This is a genomic window from Hymenobacter negativus (genome assembly GCF_017571495.1).
GTDB lineage: Bacteria > Bacteroidota > Bacteroidia > Cytophagales > Hymenobacteraceae > Hymenobacter > Hymenobacter negativus.
The window spans coordinates 1-25,246 of sequence record NZ_JAGETZ010000018.1; the positions used below are offsets into that span (position 1 = coordinate 1).

21 protein-coding genes are annotated in these 25,246 nt (G+C 58.4%); 12 read left to right on the plus strand and 9 right to left on the minus strand.

All coding sequences use genetic code 11. From position 1 onward, the window contains the following. The first annotated feature begins 189 nt into the window (after positions 1-189). The 4 genes from pnp to J4E00_RS25810 all read left to right on the plus strand — a co-directional run bounded on the left by pnp (position 190) and on the right by J4E00_RS25810 (position 5,750). On the plus strand, positions 190-2,361 hold the full coding sequence (gene pnp, locus J4E00_RS25795; RefSeq protein ID WP_208178233.1) for a polyribonucleotide nucleotidyltransferase: 2,172 nt from the start codon (positions 190-192) through the stop codon (positions 2,359-2,361). A gap of 120 nt (positions 2,362-2,481) precedes the next feature. Next, complete coding sequence (locus J4E00_RS25800) at positions 2,482-3,345, plus strand: RNA polymerase sigma factor RpoD/SigA (protein ID WP_035566352.1); 864 nt, start codon at positions 2,482-2,484, stop codon at positions 3,343-3,345. A gap of 206 nt (positions 3,346-3,551) precedes the next feature. Then, positions 3,552-4,487 (plus strand): thioredoxin-disulfide reductase, encoded by a 936-nt coding sequence (trxB, locus tag J4E00_RS25805; RefSeq protein WP_208178234.1) that lies wholly within the window; start codon positions 3,552-3,554, stop codon positions 4,485-4,487. A 141-nt stretch (positions 4,488-4,628) separates the two neighbouring features. Continuing rightward, complete coding sequence (locus J4E00_RS25810; protein WP_236050169.1) at positions 4,629-5,750, plus strand: peptidoglycan DD-metalloendopeptidase family protein; 1,122 nt, start codon at positions 4,629-4,631, stop codon at positions 5,748-5,750. 76 nt (positions 5,751-5,826) lie between these two features. Here J4E00_RS25810 and J4E00_RS25815 read toward each other — a convergent pair whose 3' ends face one another. Further along, positions 5,827-6,171 (minus strand): winged helix-turn-helix transcriptional regulator, encoded by a 345-nt coding sequence (locus J4E00_RS25815; protein WP_208178235.1) that lies wholly within the window; start codon positions 6,169-6,171, stop codon positions 5,827-5,829. A gap of 121 nt (positions 6,172-6,292) precedes the next feature. On the opposite strand from J4E00_RS25815, the gene J4E00_RS25820 reads away from it, so the two are divergent. Together J4E00_RS25820 and bshB1 are read left to right on the plus strand one after the other, a co-directional pair. Further along, a complete protein-coding gene (locus J4E00_RS25820; protein WP_208178236.1) occupies positions 6,293-7,303 on the plus strand; it encodes a zinc-dependent alcohol dehydrogenase family protein in 1,011 nt (336 codons plus the stop codon). A gap of 336 nt (positions 7,304-7,639) precedes the next feature. After that, complete coding sequence (gene bshB1, locus J4E00_RS25825; RefSeq protein ID WP_208178237.1) at positions 7,640-8,359, plus strand: bacillithiol biosynthesis deacetylase BshB1; 720 nt, start codon at positions 7,640-7,642, stop codon at positions 8,357-8,359. A gap of 55 nt (positions 8,360-8,414) precedes the next feature. Here the strand turns inward: bshB1 and J4E00_RS25830 are convergent, their stop codons facing one another. The 3 genes from J4E00_RS25830 to J4E00_RS25840 form a co-directional block, all read right to left on the minus strand. After that, positions 8,415-9,518 carry a hypothetical protein gene (locus J4E00_RS25830; RefSeq protein ID WP_208178238.1) on the minus strand — a complete coding sequence of 368 codons (1,104 nt, stop codon included), beginning with the start codon at positions 9,516-9,518 and terminating at the stop codon, positions 8,415-8,417. Positions 9,519-9,704: 186 nt separating this feature from the next. Next, positions 9,705-9,893, minus strand: coding sequence for a hypothetical protein (locus tag J4E00_RS25835; protein WP_208178239.1), 189 nt, complete (start codon positions 9,891-9,893; stop codon positions 9,705-9,707). Positions 9,894-10,223: 330 nt separating this feature from the next. Then, positions 10,224-11,093 carry a class I SAM-dependent methyltransferase gene (locus J4E00_RS25840; protein ID WP_208178240.1) on the minus strand — a complete coding sequence of 290 codons (870 nt, stop codon included), beginning with the start codon at positions 11,091-11,093 and terminating at the stop codon, positions 10,224-10,226. A 256-nt stretch (positions 11,094-11,349) separates the two neighbouring features. Here J4E00_RS25840 and J4E00_RS25845 point away from each other — a divergent pair, with 256 nt between their 5' ends. Both J4E00_RS25845 and J4E00_RS25850 read left to right on the plus strand, forming a co-directional pair. Continuing rightward, positions 11,350-12,171 (plus strand): helix-turn-helix domain-containing protein, encoded by an 822-nt coding sequence (locus tag J4E00_RS25845; RefSeq protein ID WP_208178241.1) that lies wholly within the window; start codon positions 11,350-11,352, stop codon positions 12,169-12,171. A gap of 93 nt (positions 12,172-12,264) precedes the next feature. Further along, positions 12,265-12,723 carry a hypothetical protein gene (locus J4E00_RS25850; RefSeq protein ID WP_208178242.1) on the plus strand — a complete coding sequence of 153 codons (459 nt, stop codon included), beginning with the start codon at positions 12,265-12,267 and terminating at the stop codon, positions 12,721-12,723. Between the two features lie 20 nt (positions 12,724-12,743). Here J4E00_RS25850 and J4E00_RS30125 read toward each other — a convergent pair whose 3' ends face one another. Beyond that, positions 12,744-14,240 (minus strand): tetratricopeptide repeat protein, encoded by a 1,497-nt coding sequence (locus tag J4E00_RS30125; protein ID WP_208178243.1) that lies wholly within the window; start codon positions 14,238-14,240, stop codon positions 12,744-12,746. 257 nt (positions 14,241-14,497) lie between these two features. Between J4E00_RS30125 and J4E00_RS25860 the strand changes: the two genes are divergently transcribed. Continuing rightward, positions 14,498-14,695, plus strand: coding sequence for a hypothetical protein (locus tag J4E00_RS25860; RefSeq protein ID WP_208178244.1), 198 nt, complete (start codon positions 14,498-14,500; stop codon positions 14,693-14,695). Positions 14,696-14,853: 158 nt separating this feature from the next. Here the strand turns inward: J4E00_RS25860 and J4E00_RS25865 are convergent, their stop codons facing one another. Both J4E00_RS25865 and J4E00_RS25870 read right to left on the minus strand, forming a co-directional pair. Next, a complete protein-coding gene (locus J4E00_RS25865) occupies positions 14,854-15,402 on the minus strand; it encodes a 2'-5' RNA ligase family protein (RefSeq protein ID WP_208178245.1) in 549 nt (182 codons plus the stop codon). 11 nt (positions 15,403-15,413) lie between these two features. Further along, the gene (locus J4E00_RS25870) at positions 15,414-15,953 is read right to left on the minus strand and encodes a DUF4136 domain-containing protein (protein WP_208178246.1); all 540 of its coding nucleotides are present in this window, start codon (positions 15,951-15,953) and stop codon (positions 15,414-15,416) included. 138 nt (positions 15,954-16,091) lie between these two features. On the opposite strand from J4E00_RS25870, the gene J4E00_RS25875 reads away from it, so the two are divergent. After that, positions 16,092-17,015 (plus strand): hypothetical protein, encoded by a 924-nt coding sequence (locus J4E00_RS25875; protein ID WP_208178247.1) that lies wholly within the window; start codon positions 16,092-16,094, stop codon positions 17,013-17,015. 159 nt (positions 17,016-17,174) lie between these two features. Here the strand turns inward: J4E00_RS25875 and J4E00_RS25880 are convergent, their stop codons facing one another. Beyond that, a complete protein-coding gene (locus J4E00_RS25880; protein ID WP_208178248.1) occupies positions 17,175-17,888 on the minus strand; it encodes a ferritin-like domain-containing protein in 714 nt (237 codons plus the stop codon). 208 nt (positions 17,889-18,096) lie between these two features. After that, on the minus strand, positions 18,097-19,653 hold the full coding sequence (locus J4E00_RS25885; protein WP_208178249.1) for a PQQ-dependent sugar dehydrogenase: 1,557 nt from the start codon (positions 19,651-19,653) through the stop codon (positions 18,097-18,099). 486 nt (positions 19,654-20,139) lie between these two features. Here J4E00_RS25885 and J4E00_RS25890 point away from each other — a divergent pair, with 486 nt between their 5' ends. Both J4E00_RS25890 and J4E00_RS25895 read left to right on the plus strand, forming a co-directional pair. Further along, positions 20,140-23,397: a tetratricopeptide repeat protein gene (locus tag J4E00_RS25890; protein ID WP_208178250.1), complete on the plus strand. Its 3,258-nt coding sequence runs from the start codon at positions 20,140-20,142 to the stop codon at positions 23,395-23,397. Positions 23,398-23,441: 44 nt separating this feature from the next. Further along, a complete protein-coding gene (locus tag J4E00_RS25895) occupies positions 23,442-25,235 on the plus strand; it encodes a TonB-dependent receptor (RefSeq protein ID WP_208178251.1) in 1,794 nt (597 codons plus the stop codon). Positions 25,236-25,246 lie beyond the last annotated feature (11 nt).

The window sequence follows — 25,246 nt, forward strand, 5'->3', positions numbered from 1 at the left end:
GAGTAGGGAGCCTTCCAACGAAGGTTCCCTACTCTTTTTTTGTTCGGGTTGGTTTGGCGCCGAGGCCGCTCCCGACGGTTGGTTTTATCGGCGCACTGCTGTTGTCATTTATTACGAGTAACGAAGGCCGCTGGCGGCACTCGTTTTTGGTTGCTCGCCCGCTGTCGCTTTTCTAAGCAAACCCCGCTGATGTCCCAACCCCACGCCATTACCAAAACCCTGGCGCTGCCCGACGGCCGCGTCATCTCCATCGAAACCGGCAAGCTGGCCAAATTCGCCGACGGCGCGGTTGTGGTTCGCCTCGGCGATACCATGCTGCTCGCTACGGTGGTATCAGCCCCGAGCCAGCGCGAAGGCGTTGACTTCCTGCCGCTGTCGGTGGACTACCAGGAAAAATTTGGCTCGGCCGGCAAGATTCCCGGTTCGTTTCAGCGCCGTGAAGGCCGCCTGAGCGACTACGAAATCTTGATATGCCGCCTTGTCGACCGTATCCTGCGGCCGATGTTCCCCAAGGACTACCACTACGAAGTGCAGGTGATGATTACCCTCATCTCGGCCGATAAAGAAGTACAGCCCGATGCGCTGGCCGCGTTGGCTGCCTCGGCTGCGCTGTCGATTTCTGACATTCCGTTTGCTGGCCCGATTTCCGAAGTGCGCGTGGCGCGCATCGATGGCCAGTTCCAGATTAACCCCAAGACTTCTGACCTGGAGCGCGCCGACATGGACCTGATGGTGGGCGCAACTGCCGACTCGGTGGCCATGGTGGAAGGCGCCATGAAGGAAGTGAGCGAAGAGGAAATGGTGGCGGCCATTGCCTTCGGCCACGAAGCCATTAAGGCCCAGTGCCAACTGCAGAAAGAACTGGCGGAGGCCGTGGGCCGCACGCCGGAGTCGGCTCCCCGTGAGTATCCGAAGTACGAAGAAAACGAGGCGCTCAAGAAGCTGATTCACGAAGGCATTTACCAAGGCGCTTATGATGTAGCCCGCTCGGGCAACACCAAGAAGGCCGGCCGCAAGGAAGGTTTCTCGGCGGTGAAAAAGGCATTTCTGGACAAGCTCGTGGCTGAGCAGCCGGAGTTGGACATGAAGATGTTTGGTCGCTACTATGGCTCGGCTGAAAAGAAGGCTATCCGCGACATGATGGTGAAGGAGCGGGTTCGTCTCGACGGTCGGCAGCTTACCGAAATCCGTCCTATCTGGTCAGAAATCAACTATCTGCCCGGTGCTCATGGCTCGGCTATCTTCACCCGTGGCGAAACCCAGAGCTTGACCACAGCCACGTTGGGCACCAAACTCGATGAGCAAATCATCGACCAGCCGTTGACCAAGGGTTACTCAAAATTCATGCTGCACTACAACTTCCCTGGTTTCTCAACTGGTGAAGTGAAGCCTAACCGGGGCGCTGGCCGCCGCGAAATTGGCCATGGCAACCTGGCGTTACGCTCGCTGAAGCAGGTGCTGCCGGCTGAGGAGGAAAACCCTTACACCATCCGCATCGTGTCGGATATTCTGGAGTCGAACGGTTCCAGCTCGATGGCCACTGTTTGCGCCGGCTCGCTGGCGCTGATGGATGCCGGGGTGAAAATCACGGGTGCCGTGGCGGGTATCGCCATGGGCTTGGTGCAGGACAAGGAAACCGGTGAGTACGCGGTATTGAGCGACATTCTCGGCGACGAGGACCACCTTGGTGACATGGACTTCAAAGTAACTGGCACAGAGAAAGGTATTTGTGCCTGCCAGATGGACATCAAAATCCAGGGCTTGAGCAATGAGATTCTGACGGCCGCTTTGCATCAGGCGCGTGAAGGCCGTTTGCACATCCTGCGTGAGATGGCAAAGACGATTTCGGCCCCAGCGCCGGAGTTGAAGCCTCACACCCCGCGCTCGCACAAGATGCTTATCGACAAAGAGTTTATTGGTGCGGTAATCGGGCCGGGTGGCAAAGTCATCCAGCAGATTCAGAAGGATACCAATGCCACGGTGATTATTGAGGAGAAGGACGAGAAGGGACACGTAAGCATTTACGCCTCTAACCAGGAGGACATGCAGGGTGCCATCGACCGGATTCGCGCCATCGCGGCGCAGCCTGAAGTAGGCGAGGTGTACAAAGGCAAAGTGCGCAGCATTCAGCCCTACGGCGCTTTCGTGGAGATTATGCCGGGCAAAGACGGCCTGTTGCACATCTCGGAAGTGACGCACGAGCGGATTCAGACACTGGAAGGCTTGTTGGAGGTAGGGCAGGACATTGACGTGAAACTGGTGGAAATCGACAAGAAAACCGGCAAGTACCGGCTCTCGCGCAAGGTGTTGTTGCCAAAGCCCGAAGCTGCTGCGGCCAGCAACGGCGAAGCGAAAGCCTAGCCAACGTGTTGGGCCTAGAACTTATCTCAGAGGAAGCCTGTTGGCTTCCTCTGACTTAGGGACTGCCCGGACGGACTTTTCTTACGTATAACCCCCCAGATATCGTTCTTACCTAGTCCCATGAGACAGCTAAAAATTAGTAAGCAGATTACCAACCGCGAAAGCCAGTCGCTGGACAAATACCTCCAGGAAATCGGCAAGGTTGATTTGCTCACGCCCGACGAGGAGGTAACGCTCGCGCAGCGTATCCGTGACGGGGACCAGCAAGCCTTGGAGAAACTGACGAAGGCCAACCTGCGCTTCGTGGTATCGGTTGCAAAACAGTATCAGAACCAAGGTCTTAGCCTTGGTGACCTCATCAACGAGGGCAACCTTGGTCTTATCAAAGCTGCCAAGCGTTTTGATGAAACCCGGGGTTTTAAATTCATTTCCTACGCTGTATGGTGGATTCGTCAGTCCATTCTGCAGGCCCTTGCCGAGCAAAGCCGTATCGTGCGTCTGCCTCTGAATCGGGTGGGTTCGCTGAATAAAATCAGCAAGTCCTTCTCGGAGCTGGAGCAGAAATTTGAACGTGAGCCTTCGCCCGAGGAAATTGCGGAAGTACTGGAATTGACCACTTCGGAAGTAGTGGATACCTTGAAAATCAGTGGCCGCCACGTGTCCGTTGATGCGCCGTTTGTGCAGGGCGAGGAAAACCGGCTGCTCGACGTGCTCGAAAACGAGGACGAAGAGTCGCCGGATATGGCCCTGATGAACGATTCGCTCCGCAAGGAGGTGCAACGCGCCTTGAGCACGCTAACTAAGCGTGAAGCCGACGTTATCACGTTATACTTCGGCCTCAATGGCGAAGCGGCCCTGACGCTGGAAGAAATTGGCGAGAAATTTAACCTGACCCGTGAGCGCGTTCGTCAGATTAAAGAGAAGGCTATCCGTCGTTTGCGGCATACGTCGCGCTCGAAAGCGCTGAAGCCTTATCTCGGCTAATCAATTAGTTTTGCAGAATGAAAAACCCCGACCGTTAGGTTGGGGTTTTTTGTACGGTTTCGCGCTTATTGGCGGCTATCGGACTGCATTCGCAGCCTTGGTTGTGCGTGCCGGTTGCGCCGTTAGCTATTGACTATTCATCGTTCAACGATACGCGAAGCAGAGCTTGGCCATGCCGAACTTCGTTTCGCACTACCTCACCTGAAATGTCTGAACACATCAAATGCCTGATTATAGGCTCTGGTCCGGCTGGTTACACGGCGGCCATTTATGCGGCCCGTGCTAACATGGCGCCTGTTATGTACATGGGTTTGCAGCCTGGCGGGCAGCTTACCATCACCAACGACGTCGAGAATTTTCCCGGCTACCCAGACGGGATTATGGGCCCGGAAATGATGGAGGACCTGAAAAAGCAGGCCACCCGCTTCGGCACGGATATTCGCTATGGCATTGCGACGGCAGTGGATTTCTCAGTGATGCCGCGCAAGGTAACCATCGACGAAACTATTGAGCTGACAGCTGACGCGGTTATTATTGCCACGGGTGCCTCGGCCAAGTGGCTGGGGCTGCCTTCAGAGGCCAAGCTCAACGGCTCGGGCGTATCGGCCTGCGCGGTGTGCGACGGGTTCTTCTATCGCGGGCAGGAAGTGGCCATCGTGGGTGCCGGCGACACGGCGGCGGAAGAGGCTACGTACTTGGCCAACCTGGCAAGCAAGGTGACCATGATTGTGCGCAAAAGCGAGATGAAAGCCTCGCGCATTATGCAGCAGCGCGTGTTGGACAACCCCAAGATTGAGGTGTTGTTTGATACGGTGACGGATGAGATTCTGGGCGAGCACAGTGTAGAAGGTGTGCGCGTGAAGAACCTAATGACCCATGAAACCCGCGAAATTCCGCTGACGGGCTTCTTCGTGGCCATCGGGCACGAGCCGAATTCGAAAATCTTCCAGCCTTACCTGCACCACGACGAGCAGGGTTACCTGAAAACCATCCCTGGCAGCAGCAAAACGAATATTGACGGCGTGTTTGCGTGTGGCGATGTGCAGGACTACACCTACCGCCAGGCCGTGACGGCCGCCGGCTCCGGCTGCATGGCTGCGTTGGATGCGGAGCGGTATCTGGCTGCACTGGGCATACACTAATTTTGTGTTGCTGTGTTCGTAATGACGTGTTAGGAAAGACGAGCTTTGCAGTCCGTCCTTTCTAACCGTTTTGTTTTAGACCAAACGGCCCGGTAGCTGAGGGGATAAGTTCCTGGGCTGCCGGCCTTTTTCTGTTTGCTTTTGACCTTCCTGAAAACATCTTATTGGCGCCCAGCCCTGCTATTGCTGGCGCTGTTGCTGCTGCTGGCGGGGCTAAACCCGGCACAGGCCCAGCGCCGCAAGCCGCGCACCAAAGCCAAGACTGGCAGCACGACCGGCAAGTCGGATTTCTTCCGCATTAAAACGCCCAAGATGCGCTACGTGCGCCCGGATACCACCACGGTTATTGAGACGGAGGAAATACCGGATGACAACTCGGACGCCGCGAAATCCATTTATTTCAACCCGGCCAAGAAGCTCAGCATCGTGAGTGAAGACACGACGACGCTGAACGAGGGCGGGCAGGAAATCGTGGAGATGTCGGAAGAGGTGCTCATTGATTCGTCGTGGGTGAAGGTGGCGGGCTACTATTCCATCTGGGACACCCACCGCGTGAACCCTTACCGCGTGGACGGCCGCAGCTACCGCGACTCGCTGAAGCTGCACCTCACCGACCCGCCCCGGCAACGCTACGCCAAAATGCCGCTCAACACCACGCCCATTACCTCGGGTTTTGCCTTCCGAGGCTACCGCTGGCACTACGGCATGGACCTGGATTTGGAAACCGGCGACTCAGTGAAGGCCGTGTTTGATGGCGTGGTCCGGATTCAGGCCTGGGACGGTGGTGGCTACGGCAACTACATTCTGGTGCGCCATTACAACGGCTTGGAAACCGTGTACGGCCACTTGAGCAAGGCACTGGTACCGGTGGGCACCTTTGTGAAAGCTGGCCAACTTATCGGGTACGGCGGTAGCACGGGGCGCAGCACGGGCTCCCACCTGCACTTTGAAGTGCGTTATCAGGGCAACCCCATCAACCCGGTGCTGATGTATGACTTCCCAGGCTACAAGCTGCGGAAGGACAACTTTACCATTACAGCGGCGCTGTTCAACTACTACAGCCGGGCGCTGGGGCGCAGCCGGAGTAGCGGCAGTAGGAGCGGAGGGCCCTCACGGGCGCGCCAGACGGTGACGCACCGGGTGCGCTCAGGCGATACGCTTTCGGAAGTAGCCGAAAAATATGGGGTGCGGGTAAGCACCTTGCGCAAGCTGAACCCAGGCGTGAAAACCCTGCAGCCCGGCAAAAGATTACGGATTAAGTAATGAACTTTCGGAGCGACAGTCGCCCGTCATGCAGAGTCAAACTCTGCGTGACGGGCGACTGTCGTTTTACTGCAGGTCAAGCCAGCTGCGGTACGGCCTGCTGCTCTTTGAGCTGGCGGCCCCAGGCGCCGATGGCCTTGAGCACCGGCAGGAGGGAAAGGCCCATTTGCGTGAGGGTGTACTCGACCCGGGCGGGCACTTCGGCGAAAACCTGGCGGTGCAGCAGGCCGTCGCGCTCCAGCTCGCGGAGCTGCTGGGTGAGCATGGTTTTGCTGATGGTGGGAATGCGGCGCTGCAAGCTGCCAAAGCGCGGCGCCCCGGAGTAGATGTGGTATACCACCAGCGGCTTCCACTTGCCGCCGATAACCTCCAGGGCCGGCACGATGGGACAATAGTCTAAATCAAACAGCGGAGGGTTCATTTTTTAAGACTTGGTTTTCAGCAGAAGTGCGGAATCCGGACCTATGACCGGAAAGCCAAACTACTTGTTTGGGCTACGGGGCGACGGTTGCTTTGCGGTACACTTACTCAGTTGATTACCCATGAAAAAATATGAATTGTTACCCGTTGCCGCCCCTGCTAGCCCTCAGGGCTGGCAGCTCACCGAAACGGAGATGCCGCAGCCTGGTCCCGGCCAGGTGCTGGTGCGGGTGCGGGCCGTGTCGTTGAACTACCGCGACCTGGGCGTGGCCCAAAGCCCCAGCCGCCAGAAACCCGTAATACCCTGCTCCGACGGCGCCGGCGAAGTTGCCGCCGTCGGAGTAGGCGTGACGCGGGTGCAAGCCGGTGACCGGGTTGCGGGCATCTTCTTTCAAACCTGGTTCGATGGTCCCCTGGTAGCCGAAGTGCACGCCCAAGCCCTTGGTGGCTCGGCCGATGGCATGCTGGCCGAATATGTGGTACTGAGCGAGCAGGGCCTGGTGAAGCTGCCCGATTTCCTAACCTACGAAGAAGCCGCCTGCCTGCCCTGCGCGGGCGTGACGGCCTGGAACAGCCTCTTCGAACAAGGCCAGCTCAAGCCGGGCCAGACGGTAGTGCTTCAGGGCACAGGTGGCGTATCCATTCTGAGCCTGCAGCTGGCCAAGGCGGCGGGGGCCCGCGTCATCATCACCTCCTCATCGGATGAGAAGCTGGCCCGCGCCCGCGAGCTGGGGGCCGACGAAACCATCAACTACCGCACCACACCCGACTGGGAAAAGGAAGTGCTGCGCCTCACCCACGGCCTCGGAGCCGACCATGTGGTGGAAGTGGGCGGCGCGGGTACCCTCGACAAGTCATTGGGGGCTACCCGGGCCAGCGGCCATATTGCCTTTGTGGGCGTGCTCACGGGCGTTGCAGCGCCCATTACCACTGCCCAGATTCTCAGCAAAAGCCTGCGCCTGACGGGCATCTACGTGGGCAGCCGCGCCATGTTTGAGCGCTACCTCCAGGCCCTCACCCAAATGCAACTCCGCCCGGTTATCGACCGAGTATTCTCGTTCGACGAAGCCCCGGCCGCCCTGGCCCATCTCAAGAGCGGTGCGCATTTTGGCAAAATCGTAGTGCGGATGTAAGGCTGCAAAAGAAGGCGGAATGGGTTGAAAACGCAATAGGTGGGTCTCGGCGTTGGGTAGTGCCATCCGAACAGCGCGAACCCCGCCGTGCGATGACAAGACGGGCAGGGGGCAGTGATACATCATTCAACAACTGCTAAGCGGGGCGCTTCTCCGCGTTTTACCGTTCCTTTGTCGTCCCGTTCGGGGCTTGCAACTGCTGCTTCGGCAGGTAGGGCAAGCCCCGAATTTGCTGCCAGTTGTTGGTTTGGTATTGCCAGTTGATTAGCAGCAGGCTACCAACCCGTTCCCCAATAAAGTCCTCCAATAATCAAATGCTGCCTTGAGCAGAATTGCATGAAACTTGATGTTCTGGCCCTTGGCGCCCACCCCGACGACGTAGAAATGTCCTGCACCGGCACGCTGCTGGCCAGCATGACCATTGGCAAGAAGGTCGGCATTGTTGACTTTACACGAGGCGAACTGGGCACCCGCGGCACGCCCGAAATCCGGGCGGCCGAAGCGGCGGCTTCAAATAAAATCCTCAACATCGACATCCGCGAGAACCTGGGCTTGCCCGATGGCTTCTTTCGCAACGACCGGGAACACCAGCTGCCACTCATTGCCGCCATCCGTCGCTATCAGCCCGATGTGGTGCTGGCTAATGCCATTGATGACCGGCACCCCGACCACGGGCGGGCTGCCCAGCTGGCCATTGATGCCTGTTTCCTGGCTGGCCTGCGCATGATTGAAACCCTCGGGCCCGACGGCCAGCCCCAGGAAGCCTGGCGACCCAAAAACGTGTACCACTACATCCAAGACCGGCAGCTGCCGCCGGCTTTCGTGGTCGACATCACACCGCATTGGAAGAAGAAATGGGAGGCCATTCAAGCCTTCAAAACCCAGTTCTTCAACCCGGATTTGGATGCGCCCCAAACCTACCTTTCCAGCCAGGCCTTTGGCAGGTTTATGGAGGCGCGGGCGCGGGAGTTCGGCCACATCATCGGTGTGGAGTTTGGCGAAGGCTTCACCGTGGCGCGCCCGGTGGGTGTGCGCGAGGTGGGAGATTTACTGTAGCAAGGAGCGCAATTATTCTCTGCACGCTGAGCTACAGGCCGCTACTTTCCCTTGATTAGGGTTTGAGCTTGAGGCCCCGGTCCCGGAGTAGCGCGGTCAATGGAGACCGGGGCCTCAGTAGGGGCAGTAATTCCGCATATGGAACGATAACCTCCTGACCTGGACAGGGCCACGAAGCCACTCCATCTCCTTCATCGTACGAGAATGACATGCCCTCGCTGGTGAGGCCAAAGCCGACTTGGGGCAGCCGTGGCTCCCAGTCAAGCTTGCGGATTTCCCGGTCCTCAAAATCGGCCATGTAACGCTCTAATCGAGGAATAAGGAGCTGCAGTAGCAACGAATCCGTGGCGGGGCGTAGGAAATCAGACAGCGCCAATGCCCGGCCGGTGTGTAGGTCGTATACCGTTTCCATTCCACTGTAAGACGGGTGGGGACGCCCAAATCCTTCTTCGGTTTTGAGCTTGTAAGTGGAAAGTAGGCCGTAGCCATTCAGCCGCACGCCTACTTCTTCGCTGAGGTACACGCAGTCTGCCTGCCGCACGTCCCGGCGGAGCTGCGCGTGGCGGCGAGCGGGCCCGGGGCATTGCAGGCGGCGCAGGCCGGGGCGGATGGTATCGGGGCCGAGGAAGTGCAGATAGTCGCGGTGCAGGGTTGCATTAGGGCCGTTGACTCCTCCCTGCAAATCGTCGGGGTCGCAGAGGCGGCCCGTCGCAGATGCCGCTGGCAGCACTTCGTACCGCACAGCATCCTCGTAGTCTTCCCGCAACACAAAAGGCAACTTTCGCTTGCCGTCGACGCTGGTCCAGGTCCCTGATATTACCATCCCAACCGGCTGAAGCGCCTGCCACCGGCCCGTAATGGCCTGGCGGTCGAGGAACTGTGTTTCCTCCAGCACCAGCGGCTTGCCGGGCGAAAAGGCCTTGGCGTACATGGAAAGTAGTTTTCCGCTGTGGTCGTAAGAATAACTTCCCTCACATGCCAAACTGTCGCCGTGCAGAAACGCCCATTGCGACCCAATCGTTAGCTCTACAGTCACCGGCAGGTTACCCACCGTGCCCCGGTAACGGCGGTAACCCCGGAAGTCGGGCAGCGCAACGGGCTCATTTTGCAATGCCGGAGCCGTATGCTGCCCGACTGGGGCGGCAGGATGCTCAGCCACAGCCTGCTCCGGCTTCCTGGCGTCACACCCCGCCAATACCCATACGGTTACGGTTAACCCTAGCCACGACACCGTTTTTTTCATAGCCGAAGCTACGCCTTCGTATCCCTCATTTTTGCCTTGGCAGTTAAAAAATGCCCCGGTCGCAAGCACGGCCGGGGCGGTTTTTCATTCCAGCTGCCGCGCTTACGGATTAGAAGTGGCCTCTGGCTTACCGGCATGGCCCGCGTCCACTAGGCGGGCTTTGTGGTAGGAAGCTACCAGCTCCGGCAGGGCGCTTTTCAGGTTGGGCACGCGCACGCCGAGTTGGTCGCGGCCCGCGCGGGCTTCGCCGAGGTAGCGCACCGCGTCGTCGCGTAACAGGGTGCCGCCCATTGTGTCAGCCGCCAGCAGTCATTCCAGCCTTGCCAGTAGGATATCTGCGGGTGTCAGTAAGATATCTGCAGGGCAGAGCACGTGTCGGAAGCTGGCAGTAGGATATCTTTTAGGGGAAGTAGGATATCTGCGGCTACCAGTAGCGCGTCGGCGGACGTTAGGGCTGTGTCGGCGGGTGGCAGCACCGTGTCGGCGGTATAACTGGCTACTGCCCGCCCAGTTTTCGGTGGGACGGCTTCCACTTTTTCTTCTATACGCTACCACGCACCTGACTTGGCGCGGGATGCGTTAAGCCTTCCGCGCCCTCCCAAGTGTTGTGGAGCAGGAAAATCATACCGCCCGTAGCATCCAGGTAGCCTGCACTTTGGGGGGCTGTTCCTGACGGTTGCGTGCTTCTTCCGGCAATACCTGCAGCAGTTGAGGCAGCACCGTCAGGCTCTGATAGTCCGGCACCGCTTCGGCGGCTACCTCAAAGCCCTGCGCCGCGAAGAAAGCGCGGGCGGCATCGTAGTCGTCAAACTTGTTTTCTTCGATGTGGTGCTGCTCAAAAAAGCGGCGCTCCCCTTCGCGTTGAGGCAGCTCAGCTTGCATGTCGGCCGGCCGTTTTACGTAGATATCGGCCGTTATCCAGCAGCCGCCCTGCTGCTGCAGCACGGCGTGGATGGTCCGGCACAGGCGTACTTTTTCGTCGAGGTTCAAGTACATCAGCAAGCCCTCGTTAACGATGCTGAGCGGCCCAGCGCCAAACTTCTGAACGACGCTACGAAAGGCTGACTCGTCTAAGGCATTCAGGGGCAGCAACTCGAATTGCTGGTTTGGATGCTGGTCCAGGTGCAGCCGCGTCATCATGTCGCGCTTGGTGGCCACCACTTCCGGCAGGTCGGTATCGATGTAGTGAAGGCTATTGTCGTGCTCACACAGGGCGAGACCTCGGAACGAGTAGCCGGATGACAGCTCCAGAATGTTCTTATTATCCGCCTGCCGCAGCAACTGGTCGATGCTCCAGTAGCGCAACTCAAAATGCACCACCCGCATCCAGAACCAGAAGTCTTTCGTCCCAAAGTCTAAGTCGAATACTTCAGCGCCTTGCATAAGCGCCGCCGTTTCCTTGGCGTACGGGATGCCGGTATGGCCTTTTAGCAGCAGGAGCGACTTAGCCGAGGGACTGATGCTGCTGTAATCTTTGGGTTGCTGGTCCATGAGTGAAGCTTGGGGTTGTGGATGCGCCCCGAAGTTATTTATGACAGCGCCAACCAAGGAAGTTGTTTGCTGTATAATGCAAAGCGGCTGCTTCCAGTGCAGTTACAGGCAGAAAATCTAGCCCCTACCCAATGTCTTGGTCGCTGTGCTCCGGAGGCATATGGAGCGGGAGCGGACGTGTATAAAATAACTGTTGCTGCTTAGCTTGTGGTATGGAAAGCACGAAGGCTTCTCCATTCTATTTAACGCCGGGAGCATGAAGCCGGAATATTATCAAGTGCAACGGGCTTTGCAGCCATTTGTAAGCCACATTATGGTGGTTGATGTTCGGCTTGACGGCGCGGCATATGGTCGGGTGGCCCCGTTCCCGCCCACACCTCAAAACTGCCTCAACTTCTATCCCGCCGACGCTACCCGCAGCCGGCAGGGCCAGCAGGCGTTTCAAGACCTGCCAGTTTGCACCATCGTGGGACCCCAAACCACCAAAGTCGACTTGGCGATGGGCCCACGGCACCGGTTTGTGTCGGTGGCCTTCCATCCCGGCGGATTGTTTCGCCTGCTGCGCCTGCCCCTGCACGAACTGCTCGATACGCCCCTTGACGGGGCCGACGTACTGGGCCCGGAGCTGCGCGAAGTAAGCGAACAGCTTCAGGCGGCCACCCAGCCCCTGGCCATGAAAAACATTGTGGAGGCTTATCTGCTGCGTAAAATGTGTCTCGATGCCACCATTCCGTTTGAGCACGCCCTCCGCGTAATGCTGCGCAGAAATCCGGCGCCTACTATCGACGAACTCGCGGCCTTGGCGTGCCTCAGCAACCGGCAGTTTGAGCGCAAGTCGAAAGATGTGCTGGGGTATTCGCCCAAACTCTTCGCCCGCTTGGTACGCTTCTCTAAAGCCTACCGCCTGAAAGTGAACCACCCGCACGCCCGCTGGACCACCATCAGTCACCAAAGCGGCTACTACGACCAGATGCACCTCATCCGTGACTTCAAAGCATTCACCGCAACCACCCCCAAGCTGCTGGCCTTGGAAATACAGGGTTCCCCAATGAAAATCCAGGACGACCTCTGGCTGTAGCGTCGGCCCTGGACTCAGAAAAACGTCGTTTTCATACTATTTCCGGCCTTCAGTGTCCGCTACTTTTGGCCCACACCAATGCCACAATCAGTAATGAAAACAACTATAGCCACGACGCTCTTCCTGCTAGCTACCACCAGCGCTTTCGCCCAGATGGATACGGTGAGCTACGCCAAAGAGCGGCGGGAAATAAAGGCCCTGCTGCACACCCCTAGCGGTGCCAATGGCCCAGTTGCCTGCAACGACCTCATCATGGTGGGCGCCAAAGGCGATATTTCCTTTTCGGCGCAAGCGCACAAAGCAGTGCAGACCAAGGAAAAAATCGTGTTCAAATCCGTAAAGCCCGTGCCTGGTACCGAAATCATCCGCGTCTACGATGGCACCTCGGCCGTTGTCAACTGGCTAGCCGACGTGCAGTTGAACGTGGATGGGCGCGACATTGCCCTCAAAGTTCGCCGGCTCGAAGTGTACGTCAAGAAAGCCGCAGGCTGGTGCCGCGTCGCCGGCCAGGGGACCGAAGTAGATGAAAAGATGTTTCCCATCCGCCCCTGAGTCGGACAGGCCCTCCCAGTTCAGGCAAACCGCTGCCGGATGCGCGTTAGGTACAGCTGCGCCACTTGGCTACCAGGCACCAGCCGGAGCAGTTTCTCGCCCAGGCCACGGGCCTGCCAGTAGTCGCCTTGTTCCATAGCCAGGCGGAGTTGGCTTTCGGAAGCATCTATTGTGCGGGCCCGCACCACCGGGTCGTTGGGATTTTGCTGGCTGAGGAAGGTCAGGTATCTTTTATAGTAAATACCGGCCGGCGGGTATTCGGCCAACTCGTAGAAATAGGCATCGGCTAGCTCCTTGTATAATTCATTCACTTCCAGCACCCGCACGCGGGCGGCTGGGTCGTACCAGCCCCAGGCGTTGGGGTAGGTGTCCAGTTTTTGCGGCCCGGGGTTGGCGGGGTCGTAATGGAAGTAGCTGCCGATGCCCATCATGCGGCTGCCATAGTGGTGCACCACGGTTTGGGTGCATGCCTCGGCCTTGCGTGCCAGCCAGGGCAGGGCGGCCGCCGGTTCGCCCTGCGCGCGCAGCAAATGGGCTATGCGCTCATAGGGCGCCTGGAAATTATCGGGCCGCAGGGCAATGGCCTGTTCGAAGGCAGCGCGGGCGGCTGGCAGTTGCCCCTGTTGCAGGTAGCAGTTGCCCATTTCCGTGCGGGCTTCCTGGGTGCTGGGCGGGTAGCTGCGTGCGGTAGCGTCGCGTTCGAAAAGGTAAAACCGGTTGTCGGGCAGGCAAGCAGGCTCGGCGGCCAGAAAGCGCTGGTAGTACGTTAGGGCCGTGGCGTAGTCTTGGCGGTGATACTGGCAGTACTGCGCGTAGTAGAAATACGTGAGCCCGAGCCCCGACTGCAATGCCAGTTCCTGCCCGGTGCCGGCCGGCTCGGCTTCGCCGTACACCGGCAGCTGCCGATAGAAGTAGTAATACTGAATAGGGTAGGGTGACTGCAACGTCACGGCGTGCGCCAGCAAATAATCGCAAGCCGGCTCGCTGAATGTGCCGTAAAACCAGTCGTCGGCCTGCCAGCGGAAGTGTGACCAGTAAACCTGCGCCAGTGTAATCCACTCGCGCCGCAGGCCTTCCGACAGTGGTAGGGCCTCGGCAAACCATTCCCGGTAGGGCGCAAAGTCCTGCCACAGCCGCTGGCAGTCGAGGGTGTAGCCGCCGGTATCGCCGTTGCCGATGTACACTTCCACCGGAAAAATGCCGTTGAAAATGGCCGCTGCCGCCACCAATCCTTCCCACTGCGTTGGCAACTGCGCCCGCAACACCTCGGCCAGCTCTGCTTGGATGTCATCAGCCGCCGTCCAATCGTCGGCCGTACGCCAGCCCAGTCGGTTCACCTGAAACAACTGAAACCGGTGGCTCCGCCGGCTAGCGGGGTCGCCGCTGGCCCAGCGTTGCCAAGCTACCGCACACAAGGCTAGCGCCGGCTGCGGCAGGGCCAGCGACGCTAATCCGGCCACCGCCCCACGCATCAACTGGCTTTCGGGGCATTCCAACGCTTCCAAGAGTGCTTTCACCATGCAATAATAGGTGGCCTGCGGTCAAGGAGGGCAGCACAGCTTTTGCCTACCCCCAACGCTACGGCATGCGCATGGAAACCCGCCCATGTGGCCTTTGAACAACAAACTTCTGTCTTCATGCCTGACGCTGAATTATAGAACGGGCCCTGGCATGGAGGAGTAACAACTGCAGAACGTCAAAGGAACATAAAAGCAACATCATCGCCCGGCCGACCGTAAAGAACCGGGTGTTTCACCCTAAGCCTATTTTACTCATGAGCCAAGAATTTGAAAAGCCAAGTGGCACGTTGGGCGGTATGTTGTCGAGCCTATTCAGGGGCGGTTCCGCGCCGGTCACTTCCAGTGGTTCCGGTATCTCTCGTAAGGTGATAGGCGGTGCGCTGCTGGCCGCCGGTGCTGCTTACCTATACAACCGCTCCAAGGGCCGTAGCGCCGCTGAGATAACTAAATAGCGTAGGTCAGTTCTGACCTGATTACAATACGCCCGCTTACCTGTGCCGCCAGTCCGGCCCTTACAGGTAGGCGGGCGTTTTTACAATGGTCATTTGGGAGAATCAGTCACTAAATGCGATTCCTCGCATGGCCACTCCGTCGGGCCGGGAAACAGACATCAACTGGAGAACTGGTCTAACTCAAACGTGGCCCGGGCCTGCCATTGCTGCCCATCGTGCCGAAATAAAGTGAGGTTGTCTACCATAAACGTGGCGGCGTAGGAGCGGGCTGCAAACTGCTCCCGAAGTGCGGGCACCTGCGCCGGCGGCAGGTCGCGGGTGGCCAGCGTAAGGTGTGGGGTGAAAGCGCGGGTTTCCGGTGGAACTTCAGGCAAATGCTTACTGCACCACGCCATGAGCGCCGCATGGAATTGCTTTAGCGCCGCTGCTTCGCTGACGTGTATGAATAGCGTACGGTCGCCAAACCAGGCAAAGCCATCGAGGCCTACTTGAAAGCTGGCCTGAGTAGCAGCAAAAGCGGAAAGAGCGGTCGTGCAAGCGGCTTCAAACTCATCGGACTGCAATAGAGGGGGAATGAGCGTGATGTGGGGCGGTAGACGCACCGCGTTGCGGCTCCCGGTGAGCTGATGCACTTCCTGCTTAAGGGCCCTGGTCTGGGAAAAAACCGGCTCTGGAGGCAGCAGAGCAACTAAATAACGGGGTTTCATTAGCGAAATGCTTATTGCGCAGGCGGTACCGGATACTTCTCAAACAAAGCAGCTACAGCCTCATCAATGCGTTTGGTAAGCTTGCTTGCATCGGGCGTCAGGACGCTGTTGACGGCACCCTGCCAGATGAGGTCCTTGCGGGCAGCGTCGACGATTTCCACGGTAGCGGTACCTTCTTCGTAGTGACCCACTACTACGTTTTGGCTTTGCCAATGGTAGTTGCGCTGCCCAATGTAGAGCGGAGCGTCGCGCAGGGTCGTCTCACGAGTCTGCACCTTATCCTTGGTCACCACACCAATGTTCACCCACAAGTCCGGGGTGTCCGACTGCTGGTAGCCCCGACGACCCATTTCCCGAACAATGGCCTGCTTTAGTGTTTCTACACCCGTGCCGGGCCCTTGGAAAGCGGCTTCGTTGCGGGCCGTCACATCCATAAAGTTGAAGGTCTTATAAGCTCTAAAGTTGACATTCGGTTCGGCATTGGTGTATTGGACCTGTTCCGAGGCACAAGCCGAAAGGCCCAGCAGGAGTAGCAGAAGGAAGGATTTCATGGCAAGGAATTGTGGTGGCTTTTCTATACGCTTGCTAGCGTCAGGAGGCTGCGGTCGTGCTTAAGGCAACTGCTGAGCTAAGAGCAGAAATACATGGTAGTTGCCGTCGTTATTTGCTTTTATATCAACTCGTTTTATATGAAAGTCTGCATCTTATACTGGGCAATTGGGCTGGTGGCGCTAGGGCTGGGCAGCTGGAAATACTGGCAGCAGCAACAACGAATGCACACGTACTTGCAGCTACTGGATGCGACGCTGCAAGTGGCAAATGAGCGGGCGCAGGCCGATGCTGGGGACGTTTTGCACGACATCCAACAGGCAATACGCCATAACCAAAATCAGCCCCGAGACCTGCTGGTGCTACACCAAACGGAAGGGATTTGTCAACGCGCAGATTCAGCCATTGAGCTTATTCAACACTTACGCAGGGGTTTGTTAAAAAGAGGGTCCAGCGTAAATCAAGTCGATGATGCGTCGGTTCAGGGAGCTTCTGAAAAAGTAGCTGCTGCGAATGAGCAGGCAGAAAACGTGGTATTATCGGTTACTGCTTATGTAAAGCAATTGAGCCCTATCGATGAAGAACTGGCTCATCTTTACTACGTTCCTGTTGATGGGGGCCATTCGCAAGGCTTGTTTTATCAGAGGCTTTCCGTGCCCGAAACACTGGCGCTGCTAACGCAAAAAGAAGCCGTGATACGTGACTATGAATTGATGGCACTGGCAATCCAAAACCAAAAAATCGGCTGTGGCTTAAATACAACCTTTGATAGGGTAGGCGCTTTTGCCTCTGCAGAATCCAATGTCGTTTCAGCTGGAGAAACCTATAAAGCCGAGCTGTTTCTGACCTCATCGAGCGCGAATCTTTCTTCCCAAATGGCCGTCAATGGCAAGCCCATTTCAGTTGGCCCCGACGGGCATGGTCGTGTCGAGTTCATTGTGCCTGGCAATGCTGGAAAAGCATCACCAGCCCAAGCCTACTGGACCGGAACCATCCGGACGCGGGTGAGTGGTCGGGACTCAACGTTCAAAGTTCGCGTAAGCTACACCATCCGTCCGAACTAAGTGCCGTATGCCCGCTGCCGGGGCTGCTAGCGCGTGCCTTGTAGAGGGAGCATTATAGTGGACCTCCGATTGGTGGCCGGAGCAGCTCACAAGGCTGGACATGAAAAAGCCCTGCCATTTGCGAAACGGCAGGGCTTTGGAAAGCAAGGCAGGCGCGGGCTATTGCTGCGCCTCCAGTTGCTTCAGGCGCTTGTAGGTGCGCTGGGCGGTGTCGTACTGGTGCTGGATGGCCTGGCGGATGATGCTCGACAAGTTGTGGTTGCGCAGGGCATCTTGGTAGGCTTTAATGGCCCACTCTTCACCGTACACGTTGGAATTAAGAATAGCTTTTTCGTCGCTGCCCGTAACGGCGGCTTTCGTGTCCATCCACGTGCGATAGAGTTTGCCCTTGAGTGTGGTGCCAGTTTCGGGTGCCCCGCCTTCGCGCTGCAGTAGTGTGTTCAGGTTCGCGGCAAACTGCTGGCTTTGGCTCACCAACTGTTGATAATAGGTACGCAAGTCCAAGTCTTCGCTTTCGGCCACGGCGCGCTCATAACCCGCAATTCGGTCGTTGACGAAATGCAACAACTCCTGCACGGTAGTAGCAGTCTGGCTGTCACTTTTGTTGCTACCCTTTGAGCTGCTGCGAATCAGCAGGCCCACACCCAGCGCCAGGGCGGCTCCGCCCACTATTTTTTGCGTCGTGCTGAGCTTTTTGAAACTCTTGGCGCCTTTCGTGCCAACGTTTTTTAGCGAAGAGGGAACCTGGTCGAGTAATTCGCCCACGTTACTTTCCTTGACCCATTGCTGAGCTTTGTCGAGTACGTTGGCAGCGTTAGAGTGTGATGTTTCGGCGGTCCGGGCTCCGGGAGTGGAAGCGGTTTGTTGTTTCATGGCAAAAAGTATTATTAGAATGCTCACGGCTTACGGCCTGGGTAGTCAAGTTGTTAGGACGAGCTTGTGAATCGGCTCTGCTTAAAAAGCACGTTGCTGTCGGTACTGGCCTTGGTGGTGCAGCAGGGCCTTGAGCGTGTAGTGGCATCAGCTCAATGGTTTGGTGGCAGTCATGGTCGCGCTCAGTCACTGGTGCCTTTCAACCCCATTATTTATTCCTCTTTTTTGTTCTGGCGCGTTGCTCACCGGGCCGCACTGCCGGGGCCGGACGGTTGCTTTTGGGCTGGCCCGGTAATGACTTTTCCGAAGCCTGCCCGCCGCGCAGGTACGTGAATTCCATAATGCAGCCCTTACAGCTAGTGCCTTTGGGGTCTTCCTTTGAAGGTCCTGACGTGACGGACGCGCTATCTGTGGCCAGGTAGATGCGCATGCCATCCGGTGCTAGGACCACATCGCGGTAGCGCACCGGCGCTTTGAAGTACGTCAGTGTATCGCCTACAATGTGTGTGCCGGCCGCGTCCAACTGCAGCCGGATGAGTTTGCCGTGCTTGAGCGTGGGCAGCAGCAGCGAGTTCTGCCAGCCGGGAATGGCCGTGCCCGTGTAAACCGTGAGGCTGCTGGGCGCCTCCGAAGGCCACTCCGGCGCATCGGGCGCGTGGGCGCGGGTTTTGGTAAACAACGTGGTCAGAAAGGCAGTTGAATTTGGGTAAAGCGTCTTGATGGGGTCGTGGTAAGTGGCCGCGCCAATAGCCGCTGCATTGGCGTTTTCGCTTTTGATGAAGGGATAAGTGGTGTGCCAGGTGCCCGGCAGCGAAGCGTGTGCCGATACGCCGGCCGCCAGCCCATTGTAGTTATTGTCGTTGTAGCCGATGACGAGCGGGTGGCCGTAGTTGCCGCCCCGGTCGATGATGTTCACCTCGTCATCAGAAAAAGGACCGTGCTCTGTCTCATATAAATGGCCTGTGCCGCCCACCACGGCATACGCCAGGCCCTGCGGGTTGCGGTGCCCATAGCTCCACACGGCCGACTGCCGGCTGGCCGTGCCGAAGGGGTTGTCGTTGGGCAGCCACTGGTCGCCGGGCCCGGTGTCAGCATCAGGCGCAAGGTTGAAACGCAGGACTTTGCCTGCGTATCGGGTGGGCTCCTGCGCGTGGTTGGGCCGGCCAGCGTTGTCAAACTGCCCCGCGCCCAGGTCGCCGATGCTGTAGAACAAATAGTCTTTGCCCTCCACGGGGGCAATGAGCAAGCGGCCACCGTTGTGGTCGTTGCTGCCGGGAATGGTGTCGCAAAGCGTGACTGGGCGCACGAGCTTCCCGGCTTGCGCCTCGTATTCATAGCGGACCAGGCGCGTAGTGAAGAAATTGCCACCAAAGTTGGCCCCGCTGCCCTTGCCCGGTTGGCTGGCTCCGGCAAAGCGGTAGAGGTACACCAAGTACACATAGGGCTGGCCCTGCAACAGCTCCGGGTGCAGCGCCAGGCCCATCAGTCCGCCCTGGGGCCAGGGCTTGCCGCCGTCCACGGCGTCCGGAATTTTGTCGTAACGGGGAAATTCACGCTGACGGCTCAGGTCTAGTAGCACGGTTTTGGTGCCGGTAGCGGGGTCGAGGCGACTGACACGGTAGCCCTTTGCTTCCGTTAGCCAGAGGTGGTTATCGGGGCCATACACCACGGCCCAGGGGTCGCTCAGCTGCCGGGCCAGCACTCGCACACTAAATACCTCACCTGTGGGGCCTGCCACCGTTTGGGCCGCAGCTGATTGAAGCAATAATAAAAGAAATAAGCTGCTTAAAAGGTTAATAAACCGCATAATATGGTCGCATGGTGAGCACCTGTTTACCTTGATTGGGGAGGGCTTGTTGCTACGCTTCGGCTTAGTGCGATGGCAGACAAAACAGTTGAAGCGCATTAACGCAGTGCCCGGTTGGTGCACGGGCTCGGCGGAGCCGTCCGGCCAGCTATAAAAGGGCGCACCGTCTCAATGGCTCCACCGTAAGCGCATCGGGCAACGACAGCCGGCCGGCTCCGCCATCGAACCGAACCCAACCGTGCGCCAACCCACAAACTGCTCTGGTTGAAACGAGGCCTAGCCCGCACGCAACACAGAGGAGCTCGAAGTCACAATTGCCTGCGCTGCCGACTAAGCTGGCAATGTCAGGCGCGTTTCTGCGTTGCTTGGGCAACCTACGGGCATTTATCGCTACTTTTGGCGAGTTCCCGGGCCCGGTGCGGCCCTTCCATGACAGGTATTTACATGAAGCTATTTCCCCGGCTGGCGCTGGCCGCCGCCCTGAGTGCCGCGGCGCCCATGGTAGCCCAGGCCCAGCAAACCCAGGTTTTCGCGGCCGATGAGCGGCATTTTCAGGAGGGTTTAGAATTGTTTGACCGTGCTCAGTACGGCGCGGCGCAGGAGGCTTTCCGGCAGTACCTGGCCACCGAGCCGGTGCACAGCAGCCAGGGCGGGCCCGCCGCTGGCGACCGCACCGCCGATGCTGAATACTATTACGCCGTGAGCGGCCTCTACCTCTCACACCCCGATGCCGAGGGCCTGATTCTGGATTTTGCTGCCAAACATCCGGCCCACCCGCAGGCCGCATCGGCTTACTTCGAGCTCGGTAAGTTCTATTTCGACCAGAAGGACTACGAGGGAGCCATCCGCTACTTCACCAAAGTAGCCCCCGATAACCTGAGCAACGACCAGCGCGCCGAAGCCGATTTCAAGCTCGGCTACAGCTATTTTGAGCAGAAGGACTACGAAAAATCCCGCCTGCTGTTCGACCGCAACAAGCAGGTGCAGAGCCAGTACAAGTACGCCAGCTCTTACTACGCCGGTTACCTCGGCTACCGCGCCGGCGACTACGCCGCCGCCCGCGCCGACCTTGGCGTGGCCGAGCAGAACGACGCCTACAAGCCGGTGGTGCCGGCCATCATTACCCAGATTTACTACAAGGAAGGTAACTACGACGGCCTGATTGGCTACGCTACCAAAGCGCTGCAAAACACCCCGCCGCCCCAGAATTCCGACGAAATTCAACTGCTGGTGGGCGATGCCTACTATCAGAAGCAGCAATACAAAGAGGCCGCCGAGTACTTTGACAAGTACGCTGCCGTGCATAAAAACAAGATTGAGCCGGCGCTGCAATACAAGATTGGTTTTGCCAATTACAAGATGGGCGACTTCCCAGGAGCCATTGCCAGCCTGCGCAACGTGGCCGTGCGCCGCGACTCACTGGGCCAGAATGCCGCCTACCACTTGGGCTTGAGCTACGTGCAGGCCAACCAGAAGCCCCAGGCTGTGACGGCCTTCGAGGCCGCCCGCCAGAGCACTTTCGATAAGAACATCGCCGAAAATGCCACCCTCAAGCTGGGCCAGGTGCAGTACGAACAGGGCAACCTGCCCGAGGTGATTAACGTGCTGAAGGACTTCCGCAAGAAATTTCCCCGTTCGAAAAACCAGGCTACAGTGGATGATTTGCTGGGCAATAGCTTCCTGGCTTCTACTGACTACAACCAGGCGCTGACCTACCTCGAAGGCATCGACGACCGGAGCGCCAAGCTCGATGCCACTTATCAGCGGGTGGCCTATTCGCAGGCCGCCACGTTGTACAACAACGGCGACTACTCCGAGGCGCTGCCGCTGCTGGACAAGTCGCTGAAATACCCGTCGGATGATGCCTTGCGCGCCGCCGCCCAGGTGCTGCGCGGCGAGATTTACAGCGTCGGCCAGCAGTACCCCGATGCCATCAATGCCTACGTGGCGGCGGCCCGCTCGGCCCGCCAGGGCGGCGTGAGCCCCGAGGAAAAGGACTTTGAGCAGAAGGCTCGCTACGGTCTCGGCTATGCTTACTACAATACCAAGCAGTATGAGCGCGCCCGGCCCCAGTTCCAGGCTTTCCTGAACGACGAAGCCGCCAAGCCCGCCGACCCCAACTACTACGACGCCACCCTCCGCCTGGCTGATACTTACTACGTAGCCAAAAGCTACAATCAAGCCCTGCCGCTCTACGACAAAGTCATAACGGCCAACGCGGCCGATAAGGACTATGCCTACTACCAGAAAGGCCGCACGCTGGGCTTGATGGGGCGCCGCGAGGAAGCCAACAGTACGCTCGCCGCCTTGCTCAAAACCAGCCCCAACTCGCGCTACGCCGAGGAAGCAGTGTTCCAGCAAGCCCAGCTTTCATTTGAAGCGGGCGAGTATCAGCCGGCCGTCACTGGCTTCACGAAGCTGATTGACAACCGCCCCAATAGCCCGCTCGTTCCGCAGGCTTTGCAAAAGCGCGGTGTGGCCTATGCCAACCTCGAACAGCAGGACAAAGCCGTGGCTGACTTCCAGAAAGTGCTTACCGATTACCCCCGTAGCGATGCCGCCTCCCAGGCCATCTACAGCTTGCAGGAGAGCCTGACGGCCCTGGGCCGCACGGAGGAGTTTGATGCTGCATTGGCTTCGTTCAAGATTCAAAACCCCGATAGCAAGGCTACCGAAAGCGTCGAGTTCGAGGCAGCGAAATCGTTGTATCTGGCTGAAAAATACCAGCCTGCTATTCTGCGCCTGGAGTCTTACTTGAAGCAGTACCCGGAGTCGCCGCTCGGCCCGGATGCCCGGTTCTTCCTGGCGGATTCGTACCTGAAAACCGGCGACCGGCAGCAGGGCCTGACCCGCCTGCGCGCCGTGCTCACCGAAGGCAAAACCGAGTTCCTGAACCGCGCCGTGGGCCGCCTCGCCGACCTGGAGTTCGAAAATAAGAACTACGCCGAAGCCGCTAAGCTCTACGAGCGCCTGCGTGGCGCCAGCACCAACAAGCGTGAAGTGGCCAATGCCACCCTGGGCCAGATGCGCAGCCTCTACGAAACCGGCGATTACGCCGGCACCCGCCGCGTGGCCGAAGACCTTCGCGCCCTGGCCGGCGCAACTGCCAATGCCACGAATGCCGCATTGCTCTACTTAGGCAAAACCAGCCTGCGCACCGAGAACTACGAGCAGGCGGCTACTGAGTTGGCCGCAGCCGTCGCAGCCGCTCCCAACGACGTGAACGGTGCCGAAGCTCAGTATTATCTGGCCGAAACCCTGTTCAAACAAAAGAAAAACGAGGAGGCCATTACAGCCGCTTTAAAAGTTAACTCAGACTTCAGCAGCTACCCGCTGTGGCAGGGTCGCGCTTTCCTGCTGGTAGCCGAGGTGTACGCGGCCGAGGGCGACAACTTCCAGGCCCGGGGCACCCTAAACTCGCTTATCGATAATAACTTCCCGGTGCCTGAAGTGCTGGAAGCCGCCAAACAGCGCATCAAAACGCTGGGAGCTGACCAGCCCGAGGAAACCGAGCCGGCGCCAACGAAACCCGCGCCCACTAAGGCTCCGACCAAAACGCCCACCAAGGCCCCGGCTGCACCCGCCAAAACGCCGACTACTACGCCTGCTAAAACGCCGGCGGCTACGCCCGCCACTGCTCCGGCCAAAACACCCGCTAAAACCACGCCCGCTCCGACGACTAAGCCGGCGCCCAAGCGCTAGGCTGGCCTAATCTTTTATTGAATAAGAACTTGCTGATGAAGCGTTTGTCGAGATACAATTCTAAAGAGGACCAGCAGCCGGGCTCAGGGCTGTCTGCTGGTCTGGTGCTGGCGGCCGTGCTGATAAGCGCCGTCGCACCTACCGCTACGGCTCAAGCCCAGCCCACCAAAAAGAAGACGGGTAAGATTGAAGAGGCCGAGATTGAAATTGTGAAGGAGCGGGTAAACCAGTTGCCGGAATCCACGCGCAACTTCGATAAAATCAAGCTGCCGGCCGCCCCCAAGCTCGACCGTAAAGTAGCCTACACGTTCCCTGATTTCCGCCTGCCCGCCGACCGCCTCAACCCTTCGGTTAAAGTGCTGACCATCCGTGCTGAAGAGCCCACGCCGCTCACCGGCAACTTCGTGAAGGCTGCCATTGGCAACTACGGCACGTTCTACGGCCGGGGCTATTTTCACAGCACTCGCAACACCGACCACGCCTACGGTCTGGACATCAAGCACATCAGTTCCATTCAGGGGCCGGTGGATGGTAAGAATTCGCGCATGTCGGAAACCAGCGCCCACCTCATGGGCGAGCTATACCGGGGCACGGCAGCTTTCGGAGCCAATCTGGACCTGGGCCGCGAGCGCTACAACTTCTACGGCTACGAAAAAGCCGCCAACGGCAGCCCGGTAGCCACGCCCGAATCCGCCGACATCAAGCAGGTGTTCAACCGCTTTGGCGTGAAGGCCTACGCCCACAACCGCGCCCCCGACCAGCAGCTGACCTACGATGCCAGCATCGGCTACCGCTATTGGGGCGACAGCTTTGACGCCAGCGAAAATGATGTGCGCCTGAATGCCAAAGTCGGCTATGCCTTGGGCGAAACCAGCCGCATCACCGTAGCTGCCGATGCGTCGTTTATTTCGGATAAATCAGTCGAGGCCCTTGATATTCAGCCCGTACCCAACACACGCGAGCTGAGCAGGAGCCGCACCTTTGTGCAGGCCACGCCGGCGTATGAGTTTATCAATAAGAACATTGCCTTCTCACTGGGGGCCACGGTTGGGTATTCATCCGATACGGCCACCAGCGTGAGCAAAGGCGTGATATACCCGGCCGTGCGGCTGGGCTATACCATCGAGCCCGAGAAGTTTATGGTGTATGCCGGCTTGGGTGGGGCCTTGCAGCGCGTGACCCGCTACGACCTCACCACCGAAAATCCCTGGCTGAACAGCAACCTGAACGTAGCCGATACCCACCGCGGCCCGACGATTTACGCCGGATTTACGTCCACGCCCGCCCGGGGCCTGGAGTTCAACGTAAAAGCCACCTACGCCCGTGACCGCAACCTGTATTTCTACCTCAACAACCCCATCGACCCCACCAAATTCGACTTGGTGTATGACCAACATGCCACCGGTGTGCTGAACATCCACGGCGAGGTACTATACAATGCGGCGGAGAAATTCCGCCTCGGCACCCGGATGGACTACAATAAGTACGCCCTCAAAAACCTGCCACAGCCGTTCCACCGCCCCGAATTCCAAGGCTCGGTGTTCGGCACCTACAATGTTTTTGACAAGCTGATGGTAGGTGTCGAAGGCTATTTCTTCTCGGCCAGCTACGGCATCAGCTACCGTCCGGCCACCACGCCTGGGGACGTGCGAACCCCCGATTTCTACCGCGCCACCGACCCGATTGTCGACCTGAATTTGCGCGCCGACTACCGCGTTACGCCAAAAATATCCATCTTTGCAATGGGTAACAACCTCGCAAACCGCCAGTACCAGCGCTTCTACGGCTATCCGGTGAAGGGCATCAACGTACTGGGCGGGGCTACTTATACCTTTTAAGTTTTGAATGC

What these genes read in the sequence shown, in the direction of transcription:
- J4E00_RS25800 (WP_035566352.1), top strand. Translation starts at nt 2,482, where the DNA reads ATGAGACAGCTAAAAATTAGTAAGCAGATTACCAACCGCGAAAGCCAG.
- J4E00_RS25890 (WP_208178250.1), top strand. Translation starts at nt 20,140, where the DNA reads ATGAAGCTATTTCCCCGGCTGGCGCTGGCCGCCGCCCTGAGTGCCGCG.
- J4E00_RS25850 (WP_208178242.1), top strand. Translation starts at nt 12,265, where the DNA reads ATGAAAACAACTATAGCCACGACGCTCTTCCTGCTAGCTACCACCAGC.
- J4E00_RS25820 (WP_208178236.1), top strand. Translation starts at nt 6,293, where the DNA reads ATGAAAAAATATGAATTGTTACCCGTTGCCGCCCCTGCTAGCCCTCAG.
- J4E00_RS25880 (WP_208178248.1), bottom strand. Translation starts at nt 17,888, where the DNA reads ATGAAACAACAAACCGCTTCCACTCCCGGAGCCCGGACCGCCGAAACA.
- J4E00_RS25845 (WP_208178241.1), top strand. Translation starts at nt 11,350, where the DNA reads ATGAAGCCGGAATATTATCAAGTGCAACGGGCTTTGCAGCCATTTGTA.
- J4E00_RS25835 (WP_208178239.1), bottom strand. Translation starts at nt 9,893, where the DNA reads ATGGGCGGCACCCTGTTACGCGACGACGCGGTGCGCTACCTCGGCGAA.
- pnp (WP_208178233.1), top strand. Translation starts at nt 190, where the DNA reads ATGTCCCAACCCCACGCCATTACCAAAACCCTGGCGCTGCCCGACGGC.
- J4E00_RS25875 (WP_208178247.1), top strand. Translation starts at nt 16,092, where the DNA reads ATGAAAGTCTGCATCTTATACTGGGCAATTGGGCTGGTGGCGCTAGGG.
- J4E00_RS25840 (WP_208178240.1), bottom strand. Translation starts at nt 11,093, where the DNA reads ATGGACCAGCAACCCAAAGATTACAGCAGCATCAGTCCCTCGGCTAAG.
- J4E00_RS25870 (WP_208178246.1), bottom strand. Translation starts at nt 15,953, where the DNA reads ATGAAATCCTTCCTTCTGCTACTCCTGCTGGGCCTTTCGGCTTGTGCC.
- trxB (WP_208178234.1), top strand. Translation starts at nt 3,552, where the DNA reads ATGTCTGAACACATCAAATGCCTGATTATAGGCTCTGGTCCGGCTGGT.
- J4E00_RS25815 (WP_208178235.1), bottom strand. Translation starts at nt 6,171, where the DNA reads ATGAACCCTCCGCTGTTTGATTTAGACTATTGTCCCATCGTGCCGGCC.
- J4E00_RS25865 (WP_208178245.1), bottom strand. Translation starts at nt 15,402, where the DNA reads ATGAAACCCCGTTATTTAGTTGCTCTGCTGCCTCCAGAGCCGGTTTTT.
- bshB1 (WP_208178237.1), top strand. Translation starts at nt 7,640, where the DNA reads ATGAAACTTGATGTTCTGGCCCTTGGCGCCCACCCCGACGACGTAGAA.
- J4E00_RS25860 (WP_208178244.1), top strand. Translation starts at nt 14,498, where the DNA reads ATGAGCCAAGAATTTGAAAAGCCAAGTGGCACGTTGGGCGGTATGTTG.